The following is a 16293-nucleotide window of genomic DNA, read 5'->3' on the forward strand; positions in this document are numbered from 1 at the left end:
AAGTGAGACGCTGGCTTTCCCTGGAGCACCCCTCATCCGGCCGCTTCGCGGCCACCTTCTCCCACAAGGGGAGAAGGAAAAGGCGCTAGACCGCAATCCGCGGCCGCCCCGAGGCCACGGCCACCACATTGGCCTCGATGAACATGCGCTGGCCCTCGATGGTCGAGACCTTGAAGTCGGTGGCGATTTCGATCTCGGCGCTGTCGGTGCCGGCGTCTTGCGCGCGCTTGGCCGCGATCGCGCGCACATCGGCTTCGGCCGCTTCAATCGCCTTTGCCTCCTCGGTGAAATCGCGCACCGTCTGGCCCGAGGCCAGCCTAAACAGGCCTTCCTTGGGCTGGCTGACGCGGGCCTCGGCCGAGACGCGCACCTGGCCGACGACGGCGCCGAGCGCGTTGGCGACATCGGTGTCTTCCGGCACGATGCAGCCATTGCCGACCAGCGGCGGCAGGCCGGCATAATGCAGCGGCGCCGAGGCGCCGAGGCCGATGACCGGGCGGTCGAGCGCGACGGTGAAGCGGGCGATGCCGGGATGGGCGTCGACGGCGCGCTGCACCAGCGCGTGCGCGACGGTGGCGGCGCCGTCCAGCCCGTCCTCGGCAAAGGCGGTTTCGAGGATATATTCGGCCGACCAACGGGTCAGCGTGACGAGCACACGATCGGAAATCTCCTCCGGCGTCGCTGCGATCGTCTGGCCGCGGCCGTCGCGGCGGCGGGCGAAAAGCTCGGCGCCGAGGCGGGCGGTCGCGGCGTGCCAATTGGCCTGTTTTGCCAGCACATGGGCGGCGTCGGATGGCGTGAAGCCTGAGATATGCACCAGCCCGCGCGCGACCAGCCGGTTCAGCGTGGCATTCTGCGCATTGGAAGCGAGCAGCCGGTCGAGCGCCAGCGGGGTGGCGCCGATCGTCTCGTAGAGTTTCGCCTCCGGCCCGGTGAGGCCGGCGGCGAGCCGGTCCGGCACGCCGGTGCGCAGGGCAAAGCGCCCGTCCATGCGGCCGGGATTGGGGGCGCGCAGCTGGCGCTCCAGCTCGGTGGTGACGGCCTCGCCATGCACCATGCCGGACAGCGCCAGCGGCACCAGGCGGCGCGGCCCAAGCAGGATTTTTGGATCGAGCGCGCCGTCTTCCAGCGTCACTTCGGAATCGCCGCCAAGGCCGAATGTGCGCATGGCGACGGCCTCGACCATGGTGCGGAAGCCGCCGACAGTGGCGCCTTCCGGATCAAGCCGCGGCCGGCCGCCGTCGAGCACGGCGACATCGGTGGTGGTGCCGCCGATATCCGAGACCATGGCGTCGTCCAGCCCGGTCATGTGGCGCGCGCCGACCAAGCTAGCGGCCGGGCCGGACAGAATCGTCTCGATCGGCCGCTGGCGGGCAAACGCCGCCGAGACCAGCGCGCCGTCGCCGCGCACCACCATCAGCGGCGCGGCGATGCCGCGTTGGCCAAGAAAGCCTTCGGTCGCCGCCACCAGCCGGTCGATCATCGAGATCAGGCGCGCGTTGAGCAAGGTGGTGAGCGCGCGGCGTGGGCCGCCGAGCTTGGCGGAAAGCTCGTGGCTGGCTGTGACCGGCAGGCCGGTCTTGTCGCGGATGAGGTCGCGGGCAGCCAGCTCATGCGCCGGATTGCGGGTGGCGAAATAGGCGCAGACGGCAAAGCCCGATACCGAGCCGCCCAGTTCCGGCAGCGCCGCCTCGAGCCCGGAAAGGTCCAGTTTTGCCGCATTGCCGTGCACGTCATGGCCGCCGGGGCAGAACACCACCGGATCGGTGCCAAGCGCCGTCTTCAGCCCGTCGCGCGCGAGGTCGGCCTCGGAAAAGCCGATCATCACCAGCGCCACGCGCCCGCCCTGGCCCTCGACCAGCGCGTTGGTGGCGAGCGTCGTCGACATCGAAACCAGTTTGATCGAGGCCGGATCGGTCCTGGATTGTTCCAGCACCGCGTCGACCGCGCCGGAAATACCGACGGCGAGATCGTGGCGCGTGGTCAGCGACTTCGCCTTGGCCAGCACCTTGCCCTTCGGGCCGCCTTCCTCCGACCACAGCACCGCATCGGTGTAGGTGCCGCCGGTGTCGATGCCGAGGAAGAGAGGGGGAGGCTTGGCGGTCATTTCTGTGAGGCGGTCCAGGGTCGAGGGCTTTGTTGCGAAGCCCTTAGCCGATACCGGCAGGCTGATAAAGGCGGGAGAGGTGGGCCAGGGGGGAGGCGCCGGGGTTTATTGGAAACGTCGACGCGAGGCCCCCCTCTCTGGCCTGCCGGCCATCTCCCCCTCAAGGGGGGAGATCAGATGTCGCCGGCGCTTTCGCCAATCGCAACGTCGCAAAGGGGCGCCGGCGTCCAAGCTGCCAATCTCCCCCCTTGAGGGGGAGATGCCCGGCAGGGCAGAGAGGGGGGCCTCGCGCCGGCCTGCGCAGCAGTCCTTCAAGCGCTGGCGTTTCCTATTTCGCCGTGACGGTGCCCGTCATCGAGCTGTGGATTGCACAATGGAACGGATGCGCGCCGGCGGCCGATATCTTGACCTTGGCGCGCTTGCCTTTGGCGAGTTGGCCGGTATCGAAGGAACCGTCATCCGCCGTGGCGGTGTGCGTCTTGGAATCGGCGTTGGTGAAGGTCACCGTGTCGCCGACGGCGACACTGATCTTGGCCGGGTGGAATTTCATATCCTTGATCTGCACCGCGTGATTTGCGGCGAAGGCAGGCATTGCGAAGGCAAGCAAGGCAAGGGTGAGTATGGTGCGCATGGTGGAGTCCTCCTGAGAGTCCTCACCTTAAGCTAACGCCGGCGCAGCATTTGTCATGCCACGAAGCCCACTCTTTTATGGCTCCCGTCGCAAAACGGCTTGTTGGCCGAGTGCCCGCAGCGGCAGAGGAAAACTTTGGTGGTCCGCGCGATGGTATGCCCGGTGCCGGTGACGATCTCGGCATTGCCTTCGACCTTGAGCGGGCCGTTGACGGTGGGCGTCACCGTCAGCGGGCCGTCCCGCGCCTCCAGCACCTGCGCCTCCTTCAGCGGCGGCTCGCCTGTGGCGGTGAAGCCGGCCTTGATGTGGCTGTTGTCGCAGAACGGCTTGTTCTGCGACAGGCCGCAGCGGCAGAGCGTTGCGCGCAGGAAGGTCTCCTCGCCGAGCACGATCTCGGCATGCACGGCCAGCGGCCCGTTCTCGCGCAACCGCACGGTGTTGACCAGCGGCGGCTTCTCCTGCGGCCCGCCATCTTTTCTGGTGTAGGTGATGGCGCCCGACGGGCAGTTTTCCGCCAGCGCCACGACCTGCTCGACGCTTGCCGCGTCAGGGTGGATCCACTCGCCCGGCGCGTTGGGCACGAAGACATGCGGGTTGCCGAGCACACAATTGCGCGAATGGATGCAACGCTTGCCGCTGAAGGAAACGTCGATCTTCTCGCCTTCGACCGTGCCTGCCATGTGGGTGGGGTCTCCTGTTGCGTTGAGACGAGGCTAGGGCGATGGTGAGAGGGGCGTCAAGCTGGCCGGATGCGCAGCCTTCCCCTTCTCCCACAAGGGGAGAAGGAGAAGAGCTACTCCTCCAGATCGATCTCCTCGGTCTGGCCGCCGCTGCAAGTGTAGCAGCAGTCCTCGCAGGTTTCCTTGTTGTTGGGGCCGACGCCCCAATAGGTTTCTTCATCGCCGTCGACCCAGGCGCCGTAGCAGATCTTCTCGCCCTCGTTGCACGAGATCGGCAATTGCTTGGTCTCGCCGTCGTCGAGATAGAAATCCTTGCCCTCGCCCGGCCAGACATAGTCGCGGTCCTGGCTGTAGAGCTCGACGCGCATGGCGTTGGGATGATTGTTCTTGATCTGGAAGGTGACGTCGCCGGCGTGAGCGGCGGGCGCGATGAGGACGGCAAGCGAAAGCGCGGCGGCAACGCGGCGCGCGAAGGTGGAAGACATGAGAACCCCCGAGGTCGAATCGGCCCCCACGGCCGATGGTTGGATGATGACATGGCGGGCGCATATGCCAAGGGGCGGCGGCGAAAAATGGCTGACGCAATTTGGGGGGGAATGGCGCGACTTCCCCTTCTCCCCGTGTGGGAGAAGGTGGCTCGGCGCGTAGCGCCGAGACGGATGAGGGGTGCTCCAGCTTGGCGAAGACGCCCGATGGCATCACCGCCAGGGCTGCAAACTCTTATCTCTCACATACGCTATAATGGTATCGCAGACCGCATCTGCTGGCTGCCGTCAATCTCAACGACGAGCTTGGCCTCGGCGCAAAGGAAATCCGCCACGAACCTACCAATCGGCACTTGCCGCCTAAATTTGATGTTGTCGAGACGACGACCGCGCAATTCGTGCCATAAGCGGTCTTCCGCCTCTGTCGGCTCGCGGCGCATCGACCGGGCGAAATTGCGTTTGGCCGGGGTTACGGGTTGGTGCGGCATGGCGGAAGATTAGCCAATGTTGGTGCCCGCTCAAATATCCGGCGTCTCACTCCGCTGGAGCACCCCTCATCCGTCTCGGCGCTATGCGCCGAGCCACCTTCTCCCACAGGGGGGAGAAGGGGAAGCGCCCCGCTACTCGGCCAGATCCACTGTCTCGGTGGAATGCTCGGTGCAGATGAAGCAGCAGGTGTCGCAGGGCTGGTCGTTGTCGGGCCCGACGCCGGCGGTGACGGAATCGTCGCCGTTCACCCAGGCGCCCCAGCAGATATGCTCGCCCGGCTCGCAGGAGATCGGCACGGACTTTCGCGCCTTCGGGCGGATGAGGAACACCTTGTCGTCGCCCGGCCAGACTTTTTGGCTGTCGCGGCTGAACAGCTCGACCGCGACGCCGTCCGAACGCTGGTTGCGCACGAAGACCGACATGTCGGCGGCGAAGGCCGGGGTGCTGAGGAGAAGGAAGGCGAGCAGAGCGCGAATCATGGCGAGGTCCCCAAGGGGGAGTAGAGCATGGGTGGGCGCAAGGCGCGACCTCCCCTTCCCCCCTTGTGGGGGAAGGTGGCCGAGCGAAGCTCGGACGGATGAGGGGTGTTCCAGGGAAAGCCGACGTCTCACTCCGCTGGAACACCCCTCATCCGGCCGCTTCGCGGCCCCCTTCTCCCACAGGGGGAGAAGGGGAAGTCAGCGCTTGACCGCCACATGCGGCGCGAATGTCTTCACGGCGTCCAGCAGATCCTCTCCCCGCACGTCGAGCGAGGAGATTTCCATATGCACGATGTTCCGGCCGAAGGGCATCAGGCCGAAGGCGTTGGCGGAGGAATAGCGGATTGCGTCGGGCGGCTGCTCGGTGAGCTCGAAATTGAGCATCGCCGCGCCCTTGCCGCCGGCGGCGAGCCGCACGCTCCGCACCTTGTTCCACGGCACCAGCACGTCGCCGGCGCGGGCATCGCGGAAACCTTGGCTGTCCAGCGTCACCTTGACCGAACTATCGAAAGCGCCGCGGGCGATGAAAACGCCGAGCCCCAGGCAGGCGGCAGCGAGCAGCGCGATCCACAGCACATGCCCGCTGTTGGCCCCCCAAGTCACGCCCTGCAGCGCGCCGAAACCGAAAATGCCGCCGAGCAGGAACGGCCCGACGGCGGGCAGGATTTTTCCCGACGGGCTGTTGCGGATTTCGAGTGGCGCGGCCATCGCCTTCGCGCTCAACGCTGCGGCCTCAGCAAAGTCCAGATCCAGCCGATGAAGGTCAGTACCAGGAACGGATAGCCGAGCGCCGGCAGCGGCGCCGAGGTAGCCAAGAGCGGCGCGCCCCACAGGATCATCAGGACCGAGACGGCGAACAGCACGGCGGCGACCGACGCCGTGAGCCGCATCCACAGCGCGAAGGTGGCCTGGGCGCTGACCATCACCAGCCCCGCCGCCCACAGCGCGATTCCGCCGGCATAGGAGGGCACTGAGGCCTGCAGGCCCGCCGCATTGCCGGCCAGAAGCAGGCTTTCGCCGGCCAGGAATGTGAGGAAGCCGGCCGCGACGAGGTCATTGCCGAGCCGCTGGTATTTCATCGTGAGCAGCGCCGTGGCGACGACGATGCCGACGCCGTCGATGGTCCAGACCGTTTCGCGCAGCGCGTCGCCGGCAACGAAAGTGCCCGCCAAGCCAAAAGCGCCTCCGATGGCGAGGCCAATCGCGGCGACAAGATCGAGAGTGGAGCGCATGTGATGTCTCCCCAAGCCAGGGAGAGGATACAACGAGGAGGGGAGGAATTGATAGATCGATGACGGGGAGCCCCGAAAAATCAGTTCGATGCCGTCGATCGCCCATTCAACAGATAATCGTCTTGGCAATCATCCAATAAATATCTCCAAGAACTGTGCCCAGCTCACGTTCCTAACTCTAAATTGCAAAACGTAATTTGGCATAGAATATTGATCTGATGCGTGAACGAATATAATTTGTTTCTTCATCTCCGAAGCAACCCTGATCGCCTCATCGATGAGACCATGCTCTTCGCTCTTGGATACGAAGCAGACAATCAATCCAGCTCTGGGGCACTCGTCCCGAACCAAATCGGGCTGAGTAGCCACGATATATTCGCGCTCACGAAAAATACTTGAGGCTATGCGCTGCTGCAACTCTCTCTCATCGATATGGTCACAAACAAAGACAACAAGCTGTCGGCCCTGAAATGCACCTTGTATCCGCTGATTTGCTTTCTCGGTAAGTTTGTCGAGATTGATAGGAGGGCTATAACCTCCGCCTCCGCCTCCGCCCATGGCTAAACTCCTTCATATTCTTTGCAAGCAATACAGACGCCACATGGCGGGATAGTTCCCGCATGACAAGAATAATGGTGTTTCACGTTCAGTTCCTTGGCCAAACGAACCACGTCCGCTTTATGGAACTCTCGCAACGGTACAACGATTTCCATCTCGACGCCAAGTGCATCGCTGATAGCTCGTGCTGCCGACAGCAGGAATTTGTCGCTTTGATCGGGGAATAGCATCGTCGCTTCCGTCAGCAGCCCAAGAACGATCTTGTTAATCCCATTCTGGTTAGCAACAGCAGCAGCCATTACAATAAACAGCAGGTTTCGACATGGCGTAAACGCATCTGCAACAATGTCCAGCGTCGGGTCAGTGAGCCCACTTCGTATCCCGGCGCCGTATCCACGCAAATCAACTGTAAAGGGCGATCCTAAACCGAGCTTTTCGCACGATTGCTGAAGAGAGCCATATTCCTTACTAGCGTTGATCTGACCGTAGTCGATAAACATTGGAAGGGGGCGGATGCCGCTTTTCAACAACAGTGCAAGACATACGGTGGAATCTAGCCCTCCAGAGGCAAGGCATACTGCGTCTCGCAACTGTAGCTCCTTCGAGTCTTCTTCAGTTCTTTTACCATCACCCAAATAATGCTGTCGAGAACTCCCATCGGGACAGCAAAGTCGTTAGCCATAGCTAATAGATGCTTTTCCACCCTGAGGTATTCCTTGGGTGTCAAAGAGCTAACGGACCAACCCTCAACATGAGTCAGGTACCACACGATATGCACATCTACTATTGCAAGGCTAGAGGCTACACCAGTGTCCCTGAGAAACATGCTGGATTGCTTTAATCCGAGCCCAGGAAAGTTTTCAAAAAAATACTCTCGCAACGTCAGCTCGTCGTCGAAGCGTTGCGCAAAGTTCGGCAGCGGGGCACCAAGAGACCGTAGTGCATGCAACGAGCCCCAAAGTTGCCCGGCCTTAGTCTTCGGATATCGACATTTGACCGCCTCGCTTGTCAAAAAATTCTCCAGACCGGAATACGTCGGCAATCTCACGTCTGCAGTGCCCAGCAGGAATTTGTCGAACACCCGATCCGCTGCCTTGACGGCTTTTTCGAACACCCAATTGCTTGACAGGATGCAGGTGATCAGAATCTTCTCGATGGCACCGGTATTTGGATAAGGATACCGTCGTTCATCAAATGTTCCAAATGATCCTGAGTGAAAATCGTCGACAAGGTCATATAGGATTTGGTTGACGAGCACGGCCACTGGGTTATTCGCAAATGGCGGCCGCATCCGGGCCGAAATTCGCGCGCACGAAGTCTTTCATGGATCCCGCCCTTATGGCGCCAGCGACTTGTTGGGCGTACCCCTGCAAAGCGTGCAGGTTCCTAGCCAGCGTTTTGGTCTGATAGCTGTCCACCTCATCCCTGATCAATTCGGCCATAGGGTTATAAACAGTATTTTGCGGTTCAGGAAAAAGCTCAGCCTGCTGAAAATGATGCAGATGGAATTGCGGTCCCACCAATGTTCGACACCATTCAAGACCATCAGCCATTGCGATGCCTGCATTTGCGAGGATCGCAAACGACAAGGGGTTGCCGCATCCAAGAATGTGCAGTTCGGTCCGGCGCCCTTTAGATCGGAGTTCGTTGACAACAGCTTTCACAAGGGCGGCTTTTTGCGCCAACCCATTTCCAAGCTCTCGCTCGGGAATTGCAATGAACTGCGGGTCTAACTCTATCGCCACTCGATCAACGATATCAACAGCTTCGCTTCGAGATAGATAGCGACTGCCAGAAAAATCCTTCAAATGAACAACAGGTACGAGCTTTCCACTGTCGATGAAATCATGATCCCGCATACCATCTAATAACTGGTATGAGTAATCATCTGCACTCATAGATTGATCGATAAAGTAATCATAGCTGGCAGCCAGATCATAAGGGCAGGAAGAGACGGCGTTACGAAAGGCTGAAAAGTCCCACGTCTTGCTGTAATTATCAACGTATCTTCCGATCCGGGAAGCCTCATACCCGCCACTGTCGATAAACACCAGCTTGCCATTGCTTCTAAACTCTATGACCCGATCAATTAAATTCTGATTGTTGGCGGTGTCGTGTGCTGACACCAGTGTTATTGGCTCGTTTAAAGCATGCTGTAGCTTGATGGCTTCGACGACTGAGCCTTGTGTTTCAAAATTTGAAATTGAAGGTATTAATACAGGGCCTTCTAACTTTTGCCCCCCAATAAGCAATTCCATGAAGGACCCCTCCCCCCAAAATCATTCGGGAGCGAGGATGCCAAAACAAAGCAGAGACTGCAACCATTTAGAGCAAAATTGGCTTGGCGCCTACTGATGCTTTGCCATGAAGCCCGCAGAACCTGCGAAATAGACGTTCGTCGTGTCGAAAGTCGAGCGCAGGTATCACCTCTCAAGTTAGCTTGTACTGAGGTTATTCAACTCGGCTGCGATATCCGAGGTTACCAATTCGGCACGACCGAAGGACCTCTTGCCGCATCGCGCGTTTTCGGGTTGAAGATGCCTTAGCAACCGAATGAAGTTGACCGACGTTTCGGCATAGCCCCCTCAATCCCCCATCTTCAGCGCCTGGATAAACGCCTCCTGCGGGATATCCACCTTGCCGAACTGCCGCATGCGCTTCTTGCCCTCTTTCTGCTTGTCGAGCAGCTTGCGCTTGCGGGTCACGTCGCCGCCATAGCATTTGGCGGTGACGTCCTTGCGCAGCGCCGAGATGGTCTCGCGGGCGATGACCTTGCCGCCGATCGCGGCCTGGATCGGGATCTTGAACAGATGGTGCGGGATCAGCTCCTTCAGCTTCTCGCACATGGCGCGGCCGCGTTTTTCCGCCGCCGTGCGGTGCACCAGCATGGACAGCGCGTCGACCGGCTCCTCATTGACCAGGATCGACATCTTGACCAGGTCGCCCTCGCGATAGTCGGTCAGGTGATAGTCGAAGGAGGCGTAGCCCTTGGAGATCGATTTTAGGCGATCATAGAAATCGAACACCACCTCGTTGAGCGGCAGGTCGTAGGTCAGCATGGCGCGTTTGCCGACATAGGAGAGATCGGCCTGGATGCCGCGCCTGTCCTGGCAGAGCTTCAGGATGCCGCCGAGATAGTCGTCGGGGGTCAGGATGGTGGCGCGGATCCACGGCTCCTCGATCGAGGCGATCTTGACCACGTCGGGCATGTCGGCCGGATTGTGCAGTTCCTTCACCGAGCCGTCATTGAGGTTCAGGCGGTAGACGACGGAGGGCGCCGTGGCGATCAGGTCGAGGTTGAACTCGCGCTCCAGCCGCTCCTGGATGATCTCCAGATGCAGCAGGCCGAGGAAGCCGCAGCGATAGCCGAAGCCGAGCGCGGCGCTGGTTTCCATCTCGTAGGAGAAGCTCGCGTCGTTGAGGCGCAATTTGCCGACCGCGGCGCGCAGATCCTCGAAATCGGCCGCGTCGACCGGAAACAGGCCGCAGAACACTACCGGCTGCGCCGGCTTGAAGCCGGGCAGCGCCTTTTGCGTCGGGCGGCGGTCCTCGGTGATGGTGTCGCCGACGCGGGTGTCGGCCACTTCCTTGATCGAGCCGGTGAAGAAGCCGAACTCGCCGGGGCCGAGCTCGTCGACATTGACGCGGGCCGGCTTGAACACGCCGGTACGCTCGACGAGATATTTCGCGCCGGTGCCCATCATGCGGATGGTCTGGCCCTTCTTCATCACGCCGTCGATGATGCGCACCAGCACGATGACGCCGAGATAGGCGTCGTACCAGCTGTCGACCAGCATCGCCTTGAGCGGTGCCGCGATATCGCCCTCGCGCGGCGGCGGCAGCTGATGGACGATCGCCTCCAGCACATCCGGCACGCCCAGCCCGGTCTTGGCCGAGATCAGCACCGCATTGGAGGCGTCGAGGCCGATCACCTCCTCCACCTGCTCGCGGATGCGCTCGGGCTCGGCCGCCGGCAGGTCGACCTTGTTCAGCACCACGACGATCTCGTGATTGTTGTCAATCGCCTGGTAGACGTTCGCCAGCGTCTGCGCCTCGACGCCCTGGGAAGCGTCGACCACCAGCAGCGAGCCCTCGCAGGCGGCCAGCGAACGCGACACTTCATAGGCGAAGTCGACATGTCCAGGCGTGTCGATGAGGTTCAGCACATAATCCTCGCCGTTCTTGGCGCGGTAGTTCAGCCGAACGGTCTGGGCCTTGATGGTGATGCCGCGCTCGCGCTCGATATCCATCGAGTCCAGCACCTGCTCCTTCATGTCGCGCTCCTCCAGCGTGCCGGTGAGCTGGATCAGCCGGTCGGCAAGCGTGGATTTGCCATGGTCGATATGGGCGACGATGGAGAAATTGCGGATGTGGTCGAGCGGGGTGGTCATGCGGCGGGCTTTAGCAGGGGCAGGGTTGAGGGGCAAGCGGAACGCCTTTTTCCCTTCTCCCCTTGTGGGAGAAGGTGGATCGGCGCGCAGCGCCGAGACGGATGAGGGGTGTTGGACGGAACTCAGCGGCCAGCTAGTCTGGCGCAATGCCGCACCAGCCCGTCACCCAAGCCAAACGCAGCTTTGCCCGGACGGAGGCTGAGCACAAGCTGTGGCAGGAATTGCGCGACCGCAGGCTCGATCGGATCAAGTTTCGCCGGCAGGTGCCCATTGAAAAATACGTCGCCGATTTCGCTTGTCTCGAGGCGCGGCTCATCGTCGAGCTGGATGGTAGCCAGCACGCGGACTCGGAATCGGATTTGGCCCGCGGAGCTGAATTGAACGCGAGAGGATTTCGGATCTTGCGCTTTTGGAATGATGATGTGCTGAGGGATCTGGACGGCGTCTGCGATACGATCATCGCCTATGTGAAGGATCCCGGTCTGCAGCCGTGGCGGTGAGCGGGTAGACGTCTCCACTCCGCTGGAGCACCCCCTCATCCGTCTCGGCGCTGCGCGCCGATCCACCTTCTCCCACAAGGGGAGAAGGGAAATGCTCCACATCACAAACCGGTGAAGCTGTAACGAACCTCTCCACCCCGACGAAATGAAGCATGACCCCGCAACGGAGACTGCTTCCCATGACCGGATCGACAACAAGGATGGCCCTGCTCGCCGGCGCGATGCTCGCGGCCACGATGGGCGCGGCGACCGCGCAGCCGATCACCGTGGTCGAGCTGTTCACCAGCCAAGGCTGCTCGTCCTGCCCGCCGGCCAACGCCAACCTGATCAAGGTCAAGGACCAGCCGGGCGTGCTGGCGCTGTCGTTCAACGTCACCTACTGGGACTATCTCGGCTGGAAGGACACGTTCGGCCGCAAGGAATTCACGGAACGCCAGGTGACCTACGAACCGTCGCTAGGCCGTGACGGGCCGTTCACGCCGCAAGTGGTGGTGAACGGCAGAAGCGACGGCGTGGGCGCCGCGCCGGGCGAGATCCAGAGCCTGATCGCCAAAGGCGGTCGCACGCAGGGGCCGGAGCTTTCGTTTAGGCAGGGCAAGGTCAGCATCGGCGCCGGCAAGGCGCCAGGCGGCGGCGCCGACATCTGGTTGGTGCGCTACACAAGAGGCGTCGTCGAGGTGCCGGTGGCGCGCGGCGAGAACACCGGCCGCACGCTGCCGCACGCCAATGTCGTTCATGCGCTGACCAAGCTCGGCAGCTGGAACGGCGCGGCGACGACGCTGCCGCTGCCGGCAGCCGCCGGGGGCTTGAGCACCGCGGTGCTGGTGCAGGCGCCGCGCGGCGGACCGATCCTGGCCGCGGCCGCCAACTGATTTTCCTTCTCTTCGCGCGGGGCCGCATGAAAGCGGCAACGCTTCACCAGGGCCCGCATGCGCGCGCCAAACCCAAGGAGACTACCATGACCAAGTTCCTCACGCTGCCGGCGCTGGCCTTCGCGCTTTCCGCGTCCGTCTTCGTCGCCGGCGCCCGCGCCGACGACACGGCCAATGCGATGAAGCCCGCCAATGCGGTGGCGAGCGACGCCATGAAGCCGGCCGACGCCATGAAGCCCGCCGATGCCATGAAACCCGACGCGATGAGCACCGAGGCGATGAAGCCGGCCACGGATGCGATGAAGCCGGCGGATGCGATGAAGCCTTCGACGGATGCCATGAAGCCAGCGGACACCACCGCTCAGTAAGGTGAGCTTGCGATCCGCTTGCGTCGCCGGCCTGCGAGGCAATCGCACAGGGCAGCGCAGCCCCCGCTCCGTCTCGGCGCTGCGCGCCGATCCACCTCTCCCCCGCTTTGCGGGGGCGAGGAAACGCCAATCGCGGAGGACGCGGCCTTTGTACGCCTGGGTTCCTCGCCCCCGCCAGAGGCGGGGGAGAGGTGGCTCGGCGAAGCCGAGACGGAGCGGGGGAGCGCCCTCGGCCATTGGCCGCACGGCAAAGTGAGAACCGCTTCGAGGCTTCGATCGTATATAATGAAGCAACAACAGGAGATCAGGACATGAACGGCATAAAGACAAAGGCCGCGCGGCGATCGCCATTCTTCGCCCGCGGCACGTTGGCAGTGCTCGGCCTTGCGGCCGTGGCGGCGGCAGCTCTGTGGCAGACACCGGCCCGCTCGGCCGAGGACGCGGTGGTGATCCCGCCGCCGGCGATTGACGAGAAGGCGGCGGGCGGCACCGAAAAGGCGATCTTCGCCGGCGGCTGCTTCTGGGGTGTGCAGGGCGTGTTCCAGCACGTCAAGGGCGTCAGCAAGGCCGTCTCCGGCTATACCGGCGGCAGCGCCGAAAACGCCGTCTATGAAGTCGTCGGCACCGGCCGCACGGGCCACGCCGAATCCGTCGAGATCACCTACGACCCGTCGAAGGTCACTTACGGCCAGCTGCTGCAGGTCTATTTCTCGGTCGCGCATAATCCGACGCAGCTCAATTACCAGGGGCCGGACCAGGGCACGCAATACCGATCGACGATCTTCGCCGAGAACGACGAGCAGAAGAAGGTCGCCGAGAGCTACATCGCCCAGCTCGACAAGGCCAAGGTGTTCAGCAAGCCGATCGTCACCACGCTGGAGACCGGCAAGACCTTCTACCCGGCCGAGGATTACCATCAGGACTTCCTGACGCTGAACCCGACCTATCCCTATATCGTCTACAACGACCTGCCCAAGATCGAGAATTTGAAGGCGCTGTTCCCCAAGCTTTACAGCGAGAAGCCGGTGCTGGTGCTGGCCTCCAGCAAGAGCTGAGCGACACCCGCTCGTCGTCATCCACGGGCGGAGCAAGGAGCGCAGCGACGCGCGCAGACCCGAGGATCCATTCCGTGACATATGAGCGCCGCTACGGTACAGAATTCTGCTCCGCTGCAGCCTTCGATCAAGGTCACGGAATGGATTCCAGGGTCTGCGCGACGCCGCTTCGCGGCTGCTCCGCCCTGGAATGACGAGGTTGAGGGGCTTGCGCCAATCTCCGAGGTTCGCACTTTCGGTTGACGAAGCCATCCGCGTCTATTTTGCTGGCAAAACAGAACACAATGTGAAGCAGTTCATAGAATTATACTTGACGCTGCAAAACATTGACATCCGATCATCTGCCGCCACATAATCATCGCCGTCACTTTTTCGAAAATTCTGTTTCAGCTGATCCGGGGCCGTGCTTCCGGGGCGGATTCTTGTTGGCTGCATTGTTGGGCCGGGCATGCCGGCCGCGCTTCGGGAACGACGACGGATGGGGAGGGAACGACAGATGGCCATCGACATAAAAGTCTCCGTCTACACCAATGGCGACGACGCCTTCGTCGCCTGGGCACCGAGCGACTTCATCGCCGGGTGCCGGGGTTTTCTCCTCGAGCGCGGCCGCAAGGCCGGCGCGAGCGAGAGGATCGAGCCGGTGGAGAACCGCGTCGGCTTCACCAAGGACAAGCCGAAATCGGGCGACCGCAGGCCGTCGGATGTCTGGCCGTTCCAGCGCTTCAACTGGACCGACCATGCCGCCGATGTCGGCAATGTCGTGCGCTACCGGGTGACAGCGATGATGAGCGCCGGACCCGGCAAGCCGCTGACCAAGGGGGTGTCGAGCGACTGGACGGACTGGGCGACACTCGCCACCGACGCCGGCGGCGGCTTTTCCTGCTACTTCAACCGCGGCCTGGTTCTGTCGCAATTCGTCGCCCGCTACATGGCCAAGAACAAGCTGTCGCCCGCGGCCTTCAAGAAGAGCCTGCAGACCAATGGCGACGCAAAATTCCGCGCTTTCCTCGAAGGCGATCTCGGGCTGCGCATGGTCGGGTTGACGCAGGTCGCCGGCGACGAGTTGCATGCCGCGCTCTACGAGCTCGGCGACGCGACGCTGGAGACGGCGCTGATCGGGCTCGGGCCGCGGCTCCATCTCATCCTCGCCAACGGCTCCGACAAAAGCGGCGACGGCAACAAGGAGGCGCGCAAGAACCTCAACGACCACGGCATCGCGACCGTCGACCGGATGCTGAAATCGAAAGGCCTCGGCCATAACAAATTCGTCGTCGTGTCCAAGGACGGCGAGCCGAGGATGGCGTGGACGGGCAGCACCAACTGGAGCACGACCGGCCTGTGCACGCAGGTCAACAACGGCTTGCTGATCGAGGACGCGGCGGTCGCGGCGCATTTCCGCAAGCATTGGGACCTGTTGAAGGACGCCTCGCCGCCCAAGACCGACCCGGCCAATTTCACGCCGGCGCTGATGGCGGACAACGATGCGCCCAAGACTTTCACGGTCGGGACCGCCAAGGCGACCGTCTGGTTCACCCGCACCTCGGATGGCGCCGACATGGCGGCGCTGCGCGACGTCATCGCCTCGGCCAAGCAGGCGGTGCTTTTCCTGATGTTCACGCCGGGCAAGCAGGGGCTGCACACGCTGGCCGGGCAGCGCGCCAGGGAAAAGGGCATGTATGTGCGCGGCGTGGTCTCGACCTTGAGCGCGGAGGAGGGCGGCACCGATCAGAACTTCCTCGACATCGACCTGGTGAGCAGCGACCGGAAATTCACGCCCGACCGCTACGCGGTGGCGCAGCCGCAGGGCCTCGACGCGCCGCTCGGGCCATGGATCGCCGAGGTCAACCGGCCGACCTTCTTGTCGCAGATCGGCCACGCCATCGTGCACTCGAAGATCCTGGTGATCGACCCGCATTCGAACGACTGCGTGGTGGTGACCGGCAGCCACAATTTCTCGGCGCCGGCGAGCGAGAAGAACGACGAGAACCTGGTGATCGTGCGCGGCCACAGGAAGCTTGCCACCGCCTATGCCACCTATGCGATGTCAGTCTACAGCCACTACCGCTACCGCTCCTACATCCGCGAGATGCGGGCCCAAGGCAGGACGCCGTGGAGCTATCTCGACGACGACGACCAGTGGCTGAAGACCGAGCTCAGGACCAAGGCGCAGGAGATCGCGTTCTGGACGCAGGGTTAGTCCTTCTCCCCGTTTCACGGGGAGAAGGTGCCCGAAGGGCGGATGAAGGAGCAGCGCCGGCATCTGCGGCTAACCGCCGACCCATAACTGCCTGACAGGTCAGCGCCGCCCCTCATTGCCCTGTCGGGCATTTCTCCTGGCGCGACTGATCAGGCCGAGGCTTGATTGCCAAGTGGTTCCCCCAATCCGTCGCTGCTTCGCAGCGCCACCTTTCCCCCCTCCGGAGGGAAAGGAAGGGAGCGTTGCTGG

Annotated in this window: 18 protein-coding genes; 5 read left to right on the plus strand and 13 right to left on the minus strand. The window is 62.5% G+C overall.

What is annotated here, in order from left to right:
- Positions 1-85: 85 nt before the first annotated feature.
- The 13 genes from LB525_RS28330 to lepA form a co-directional block, all read right to left on the minus strand.
- Complete coding sequence (locus LB525_RS28330; RefSeq protein ID WP_224549832.1) at positions 86-2107, minus strand: hydantoinase/oxoprolinase family protein; 2022 nt, start codon at positions 2105-2107, stop codon at positions 86-88.
- 328 nt (positions 2108-2435) lie between these two features.
- Positions 2436-2738, minus strand: a complete 303-nt coding sequence (locus LB525_RS28335) for a cupredoxin family copper-binding protein (RefSeq protein ID WP_224549834.1) — start codon at positions 2736-2738, stop codon at positions 2436-2438.
- Between the two features lie 53 nt (positions 2739-2791).
- On the minus strand, positions 2792-3418 hold the full coding sequence (locus tag LB525_RS28340) for a CDGSH iron-sulfur domain-containing protein (protein WP_224549836.1): 627 nt from the start codon (positions 3416-3418) through the stop codon (positions 2792-2794).
- A gap of 113 nt (positions 3419-3531) precedes the next feature.
- On the minus strand, positions 3532-3903 hold the full coding sequence (locus LB525_RS28345; protein ID WP_140845363.1) for a hypothetical protein: 372 nt from the start codon (positions 3901-3903) through the stop codon (positions 3532-3534).
- A gap of 251 nt (positions 3904-4154) precedes the next feature.
- Positions 4155-4391, minus strand: a complete 237-nt coding sequence (locus tag LB525_RS28350) for an endonuclease domain-containing protein (protein WP_224549838.1) — start codon at positions 4389-4391, stop codon at positions 4155-4157.
- A 132-nt stretch (positions 4392-4523) separates the two neighbouring features.
- Positions 4524-4871 (minus strand): hypothetical protein, encoded by a 348-nt coding sequence (locus LB525_RS28355; protein WP_140700776.1) that lies wholly within the window; start codon positions 4869-4871, stop codon positions 4524-4526.
- A gap of 198 nt (positions 4872-5069) precedes the next feature.
- Complete coding sequence (locus tag LB525_RS28360) at positions 5070-5579, minus strand: hypothetical protein (RefSeq protein ID WP_224549840.1); 510 nt, start codon at positions 5577-5579, stop codon at positions 5070-5072.
- A gap of 11 nt (positions 5580-5590) precedes the next feature.
- The gene (locus LB525_RS28365) at positions 5591-6103 is read right to left on the minus strand and encodes a hypothetical protein (protein WP_224549842.1); all 513 of its coding nucleotides are present in this window, start codon (positions 6101-6103) and stop codon (positions 5591-5593) included.
- 129 nt (positions 6104-6232) lie between these two features.
- The gene (locus tag LB525_RS28370) at positions 6233-6661 is read right to left on the minus strand and encodes a hypothetical protein (protein WP_224549844.1); all 429 of its coding nucleotides are present in this window, start codon (positions 6659-6661) and stop codon (positions 6233-6235) included.
- Positions 6662-6663: 2 nt separating this feature from the next.
- Complete coding sequence (locus LB525_RS28375) at positions 6664-7188, minus strand: 7-cyano-7-deazaguanine synthase (RefSeq protein ID WP_263492929.1); 525 nt, start codon at positions 7186-7188, stop codon at positions 6664-6666.
- Positions 7189-7214: 26 nt separating this feature from the next.
- Positions 7215-7925: a hypothetical protein gene (locus LB525_RS28380; RefSeq protein ID WP_224549849.1), complete on the minus strand. Its 711-nt coding sequence runs from the start codon at positions 7923-7925 to the stop codon at positions 7215-7217.
- A gap of 4 nt (positions 7926-7929) precedes the next feature.
- Positions 7930-8919 carry a hypothetical protein gene (locus tag LB525_RS28385; protein WP_224549851.1) on the minus strand — a complete coding sequence of 330 codons (990 nt, stop codon included), beginning with the start codon at positions 8917-8919 and terminating at the stop codon, positions 7930-7932.
- Positions 8920-9246: 327 nt separating this feature from the next.
- Complete coding sequence (lepA, locus tag LB525_RS28390; protein WP_095769428.1) at positions 9247-11052, minus strand: translation elongation factor 4; 1806 nt, start codon at positions 11050-11052, stop codon at positions 9247-9249.
- Between the two features lie 146 nt (positions 11053-11198).
- Between lepA and LB525_RS28395 the strand changes: the two genes are divergently transcribed.
- The 5 genes from LB525_RS28395 (at position 11199) to LB525_RS28415 (ending at position 16044) form a co-directional block, all read left to right on the plus strand.
- Positions 11199-11552, plus strand: coding sequence for an endonuclease domain-containing protein (locus LB525_RS28395; RefSeq protein ID WP_224549853.1), 354 nt, complete (start codon positions 11199-11201; stop codon positions 11550-11552).
- Between the two features lie 179 nt (positions 11553-11731).
- Positions 11732-12424, plus strand: coding sequence for a DUF1223 domain-containing protein (locus LB525_RS28400; RefSeq protein ID WP_224549855.1), 693 nt, complete (start codon positions 11732-11734; stop codon positions 12422-12424).
- Positions 12425-12510: 86 nt separating this feature from the next.
- Positions 12511-12792, plus strand: a complete 282-nt coding sequence (locus LB525_RS28405; RefSeq protein ID WP_224549857.1) for a hypothetical protein — start codon at positions 12511-12513, stop codon at positions 12790-12792.
- Between the two features lie 311 nt (positions 12793-13103).
- Positions 13104-13847: a peptide-methionine (S)-S-oxide reductase MsrA gene (gene msrA / locus LB525_RS28410; protein ID WP_224549859.1), complete on the plus strand. Its 744-nt coding sequence runs from the start codon at positions 13104-13106 to the stop codon at positions 13845-13847.
- A 496-nt stretch (positions 13848-14343) separates the two neighbouring features.
- Positions 14344-16044: a phospholipase D-like domain-containing protein gene (locus LB525_RS28415; RefSeq protein WP_224549861.1), complete on the plus strand. Its 1701-nt coding sequence runs from the start codon at positions 14344-14346 to the stop codon at positions 16042-16044.
- Positions 16045-16293 lie beyond the last annotated feature (249 nt).

Origin of the sequence: Mesorhizobium sp. CA16, assembly GCF_020165175.1 — a bacterium.
Classification (GTDB): domain Bacteria; phylum Pseudomonadota; class Alphaproteobacteria; order Rhizobiales; family Rhizobiaceae; genus Mesorhizobium.

Excerpts from the sequence above, each read along its gene's own strand:
- LB525_RS28330 (WP_224549832.1), bottom strand. The coding sequence starts at position 2,107 with ATGACCGCCAAGCCTCCCCCTCTCTTCCTCGGCATCGACACCGGCGGC.
- LB525_RS28335 (WP_224549834.1), bottom strand. The coding sequence starts at position 2,738 with ATGCGCACCATACTCACCCTTGCCTTGCTTGCCTTCGCAATGCCTGCC.
- LB525_RS28340 (WP_224549836.1), bottom strand. The coding sequence starts at position 3,418 with ATGGCAGGCACGGTCGAAGGCGAGAAGATCGACGTTTCCTTCAGCGGC.
- LB525_RS28345 (WP_140845363.1), bottom strand. The coding sequence starts at position 3,903 with ATGTCTTCCACCTTCGCGCGCCGCGTTGCCGCCGCGCTTTCGCTTGCC.
- LB525_RS28350 (WP_224549838.1), bottom strand. The coding sequence starts at position 4,391 with ATGCCGCACCAACCCGTAACCCCGGCCAAACGCAATTTCGCCCGGTCG.
- LB525_RS28355 (WP_140700776.1), bottom strand. The coding sequence starts at position 4,871 with ATGATTCGCGCTCTGCTCGCCTTCCTTCTCCTCAGCACCCCGGCCTTC.
- LB525_RS28360 (WP_224549840.1), bottom strand. The coding sequence starts at position 5,579 with ATGGCCGCGCCACTCGAAATCCGCAACAGCCCGTCGGGAAAAATCCTG.
- LB525_RS28365 (WP_224549842.1), bottom strand. The coding sequence starts at position 6,103 with ATGCGCTCCACTCTCGATCTTGTCGCCGCGATTGGCCTCGCCATCGGA.
- LB525_RS28370 (WP_224549844.1), bottom strand. The coding sequence starts at position 6,661 with ATGGGCGGAGGCGGAGGCGGAGGTTATAGCCCTCCTATCAATCTCGAC.
- LB525_RS28385 (WP_224549851.1), bottom strand. The coding sequence starts at position 8,919 with ATGGAATTGCTTATTGGGGGGCAAAAGTTAGAAGGCCCTGTATTAATA.
- lepA (WP_095769428.1), bottom strand. The coding sequence starts at position 11,052 with ATGACCACCCCGCTCGACCACATCCGCAATTTCTCCATCGTCGCCCAT.
- LB525_RS28395 (WP_224549853.1), top strand. The coding sequence starts at position 11,199 with ATGCCGCACCAGCCCGTCACCCAAGCCAAACGCAGCTTTGCCCGGACG.
- LB525_RS28400 (WP_224549855.1), top strand. The coding sequence starts at position 11,732 with ATGACCGGATCGACAACAAGGATGGCCCTGCTCGCCGGCGCGATGCTC.
- LB525_RS28405 (WP_224549857.1), top strand. The coding sequence starts at position 12,511 with ATGACCAAGTTCCTCACGCTGCCGGCGCTGGCCTTCGCGCTTTCCGCG.
- msrA (WP_224549859.1), top strand. The coding sequence starts at position 13,104 with ATGAACGGCATAAAGACAAAGGCCGCGCGGCGATCGCCATTCTTCGCC.
- LB525_RS28415 (WP_224549861.1), top strand. The coding sequence starts at position 14,344 with ATGGCCATCGACATAAAAGTCTCCGTCTACACCAATGGCGACGACGCC.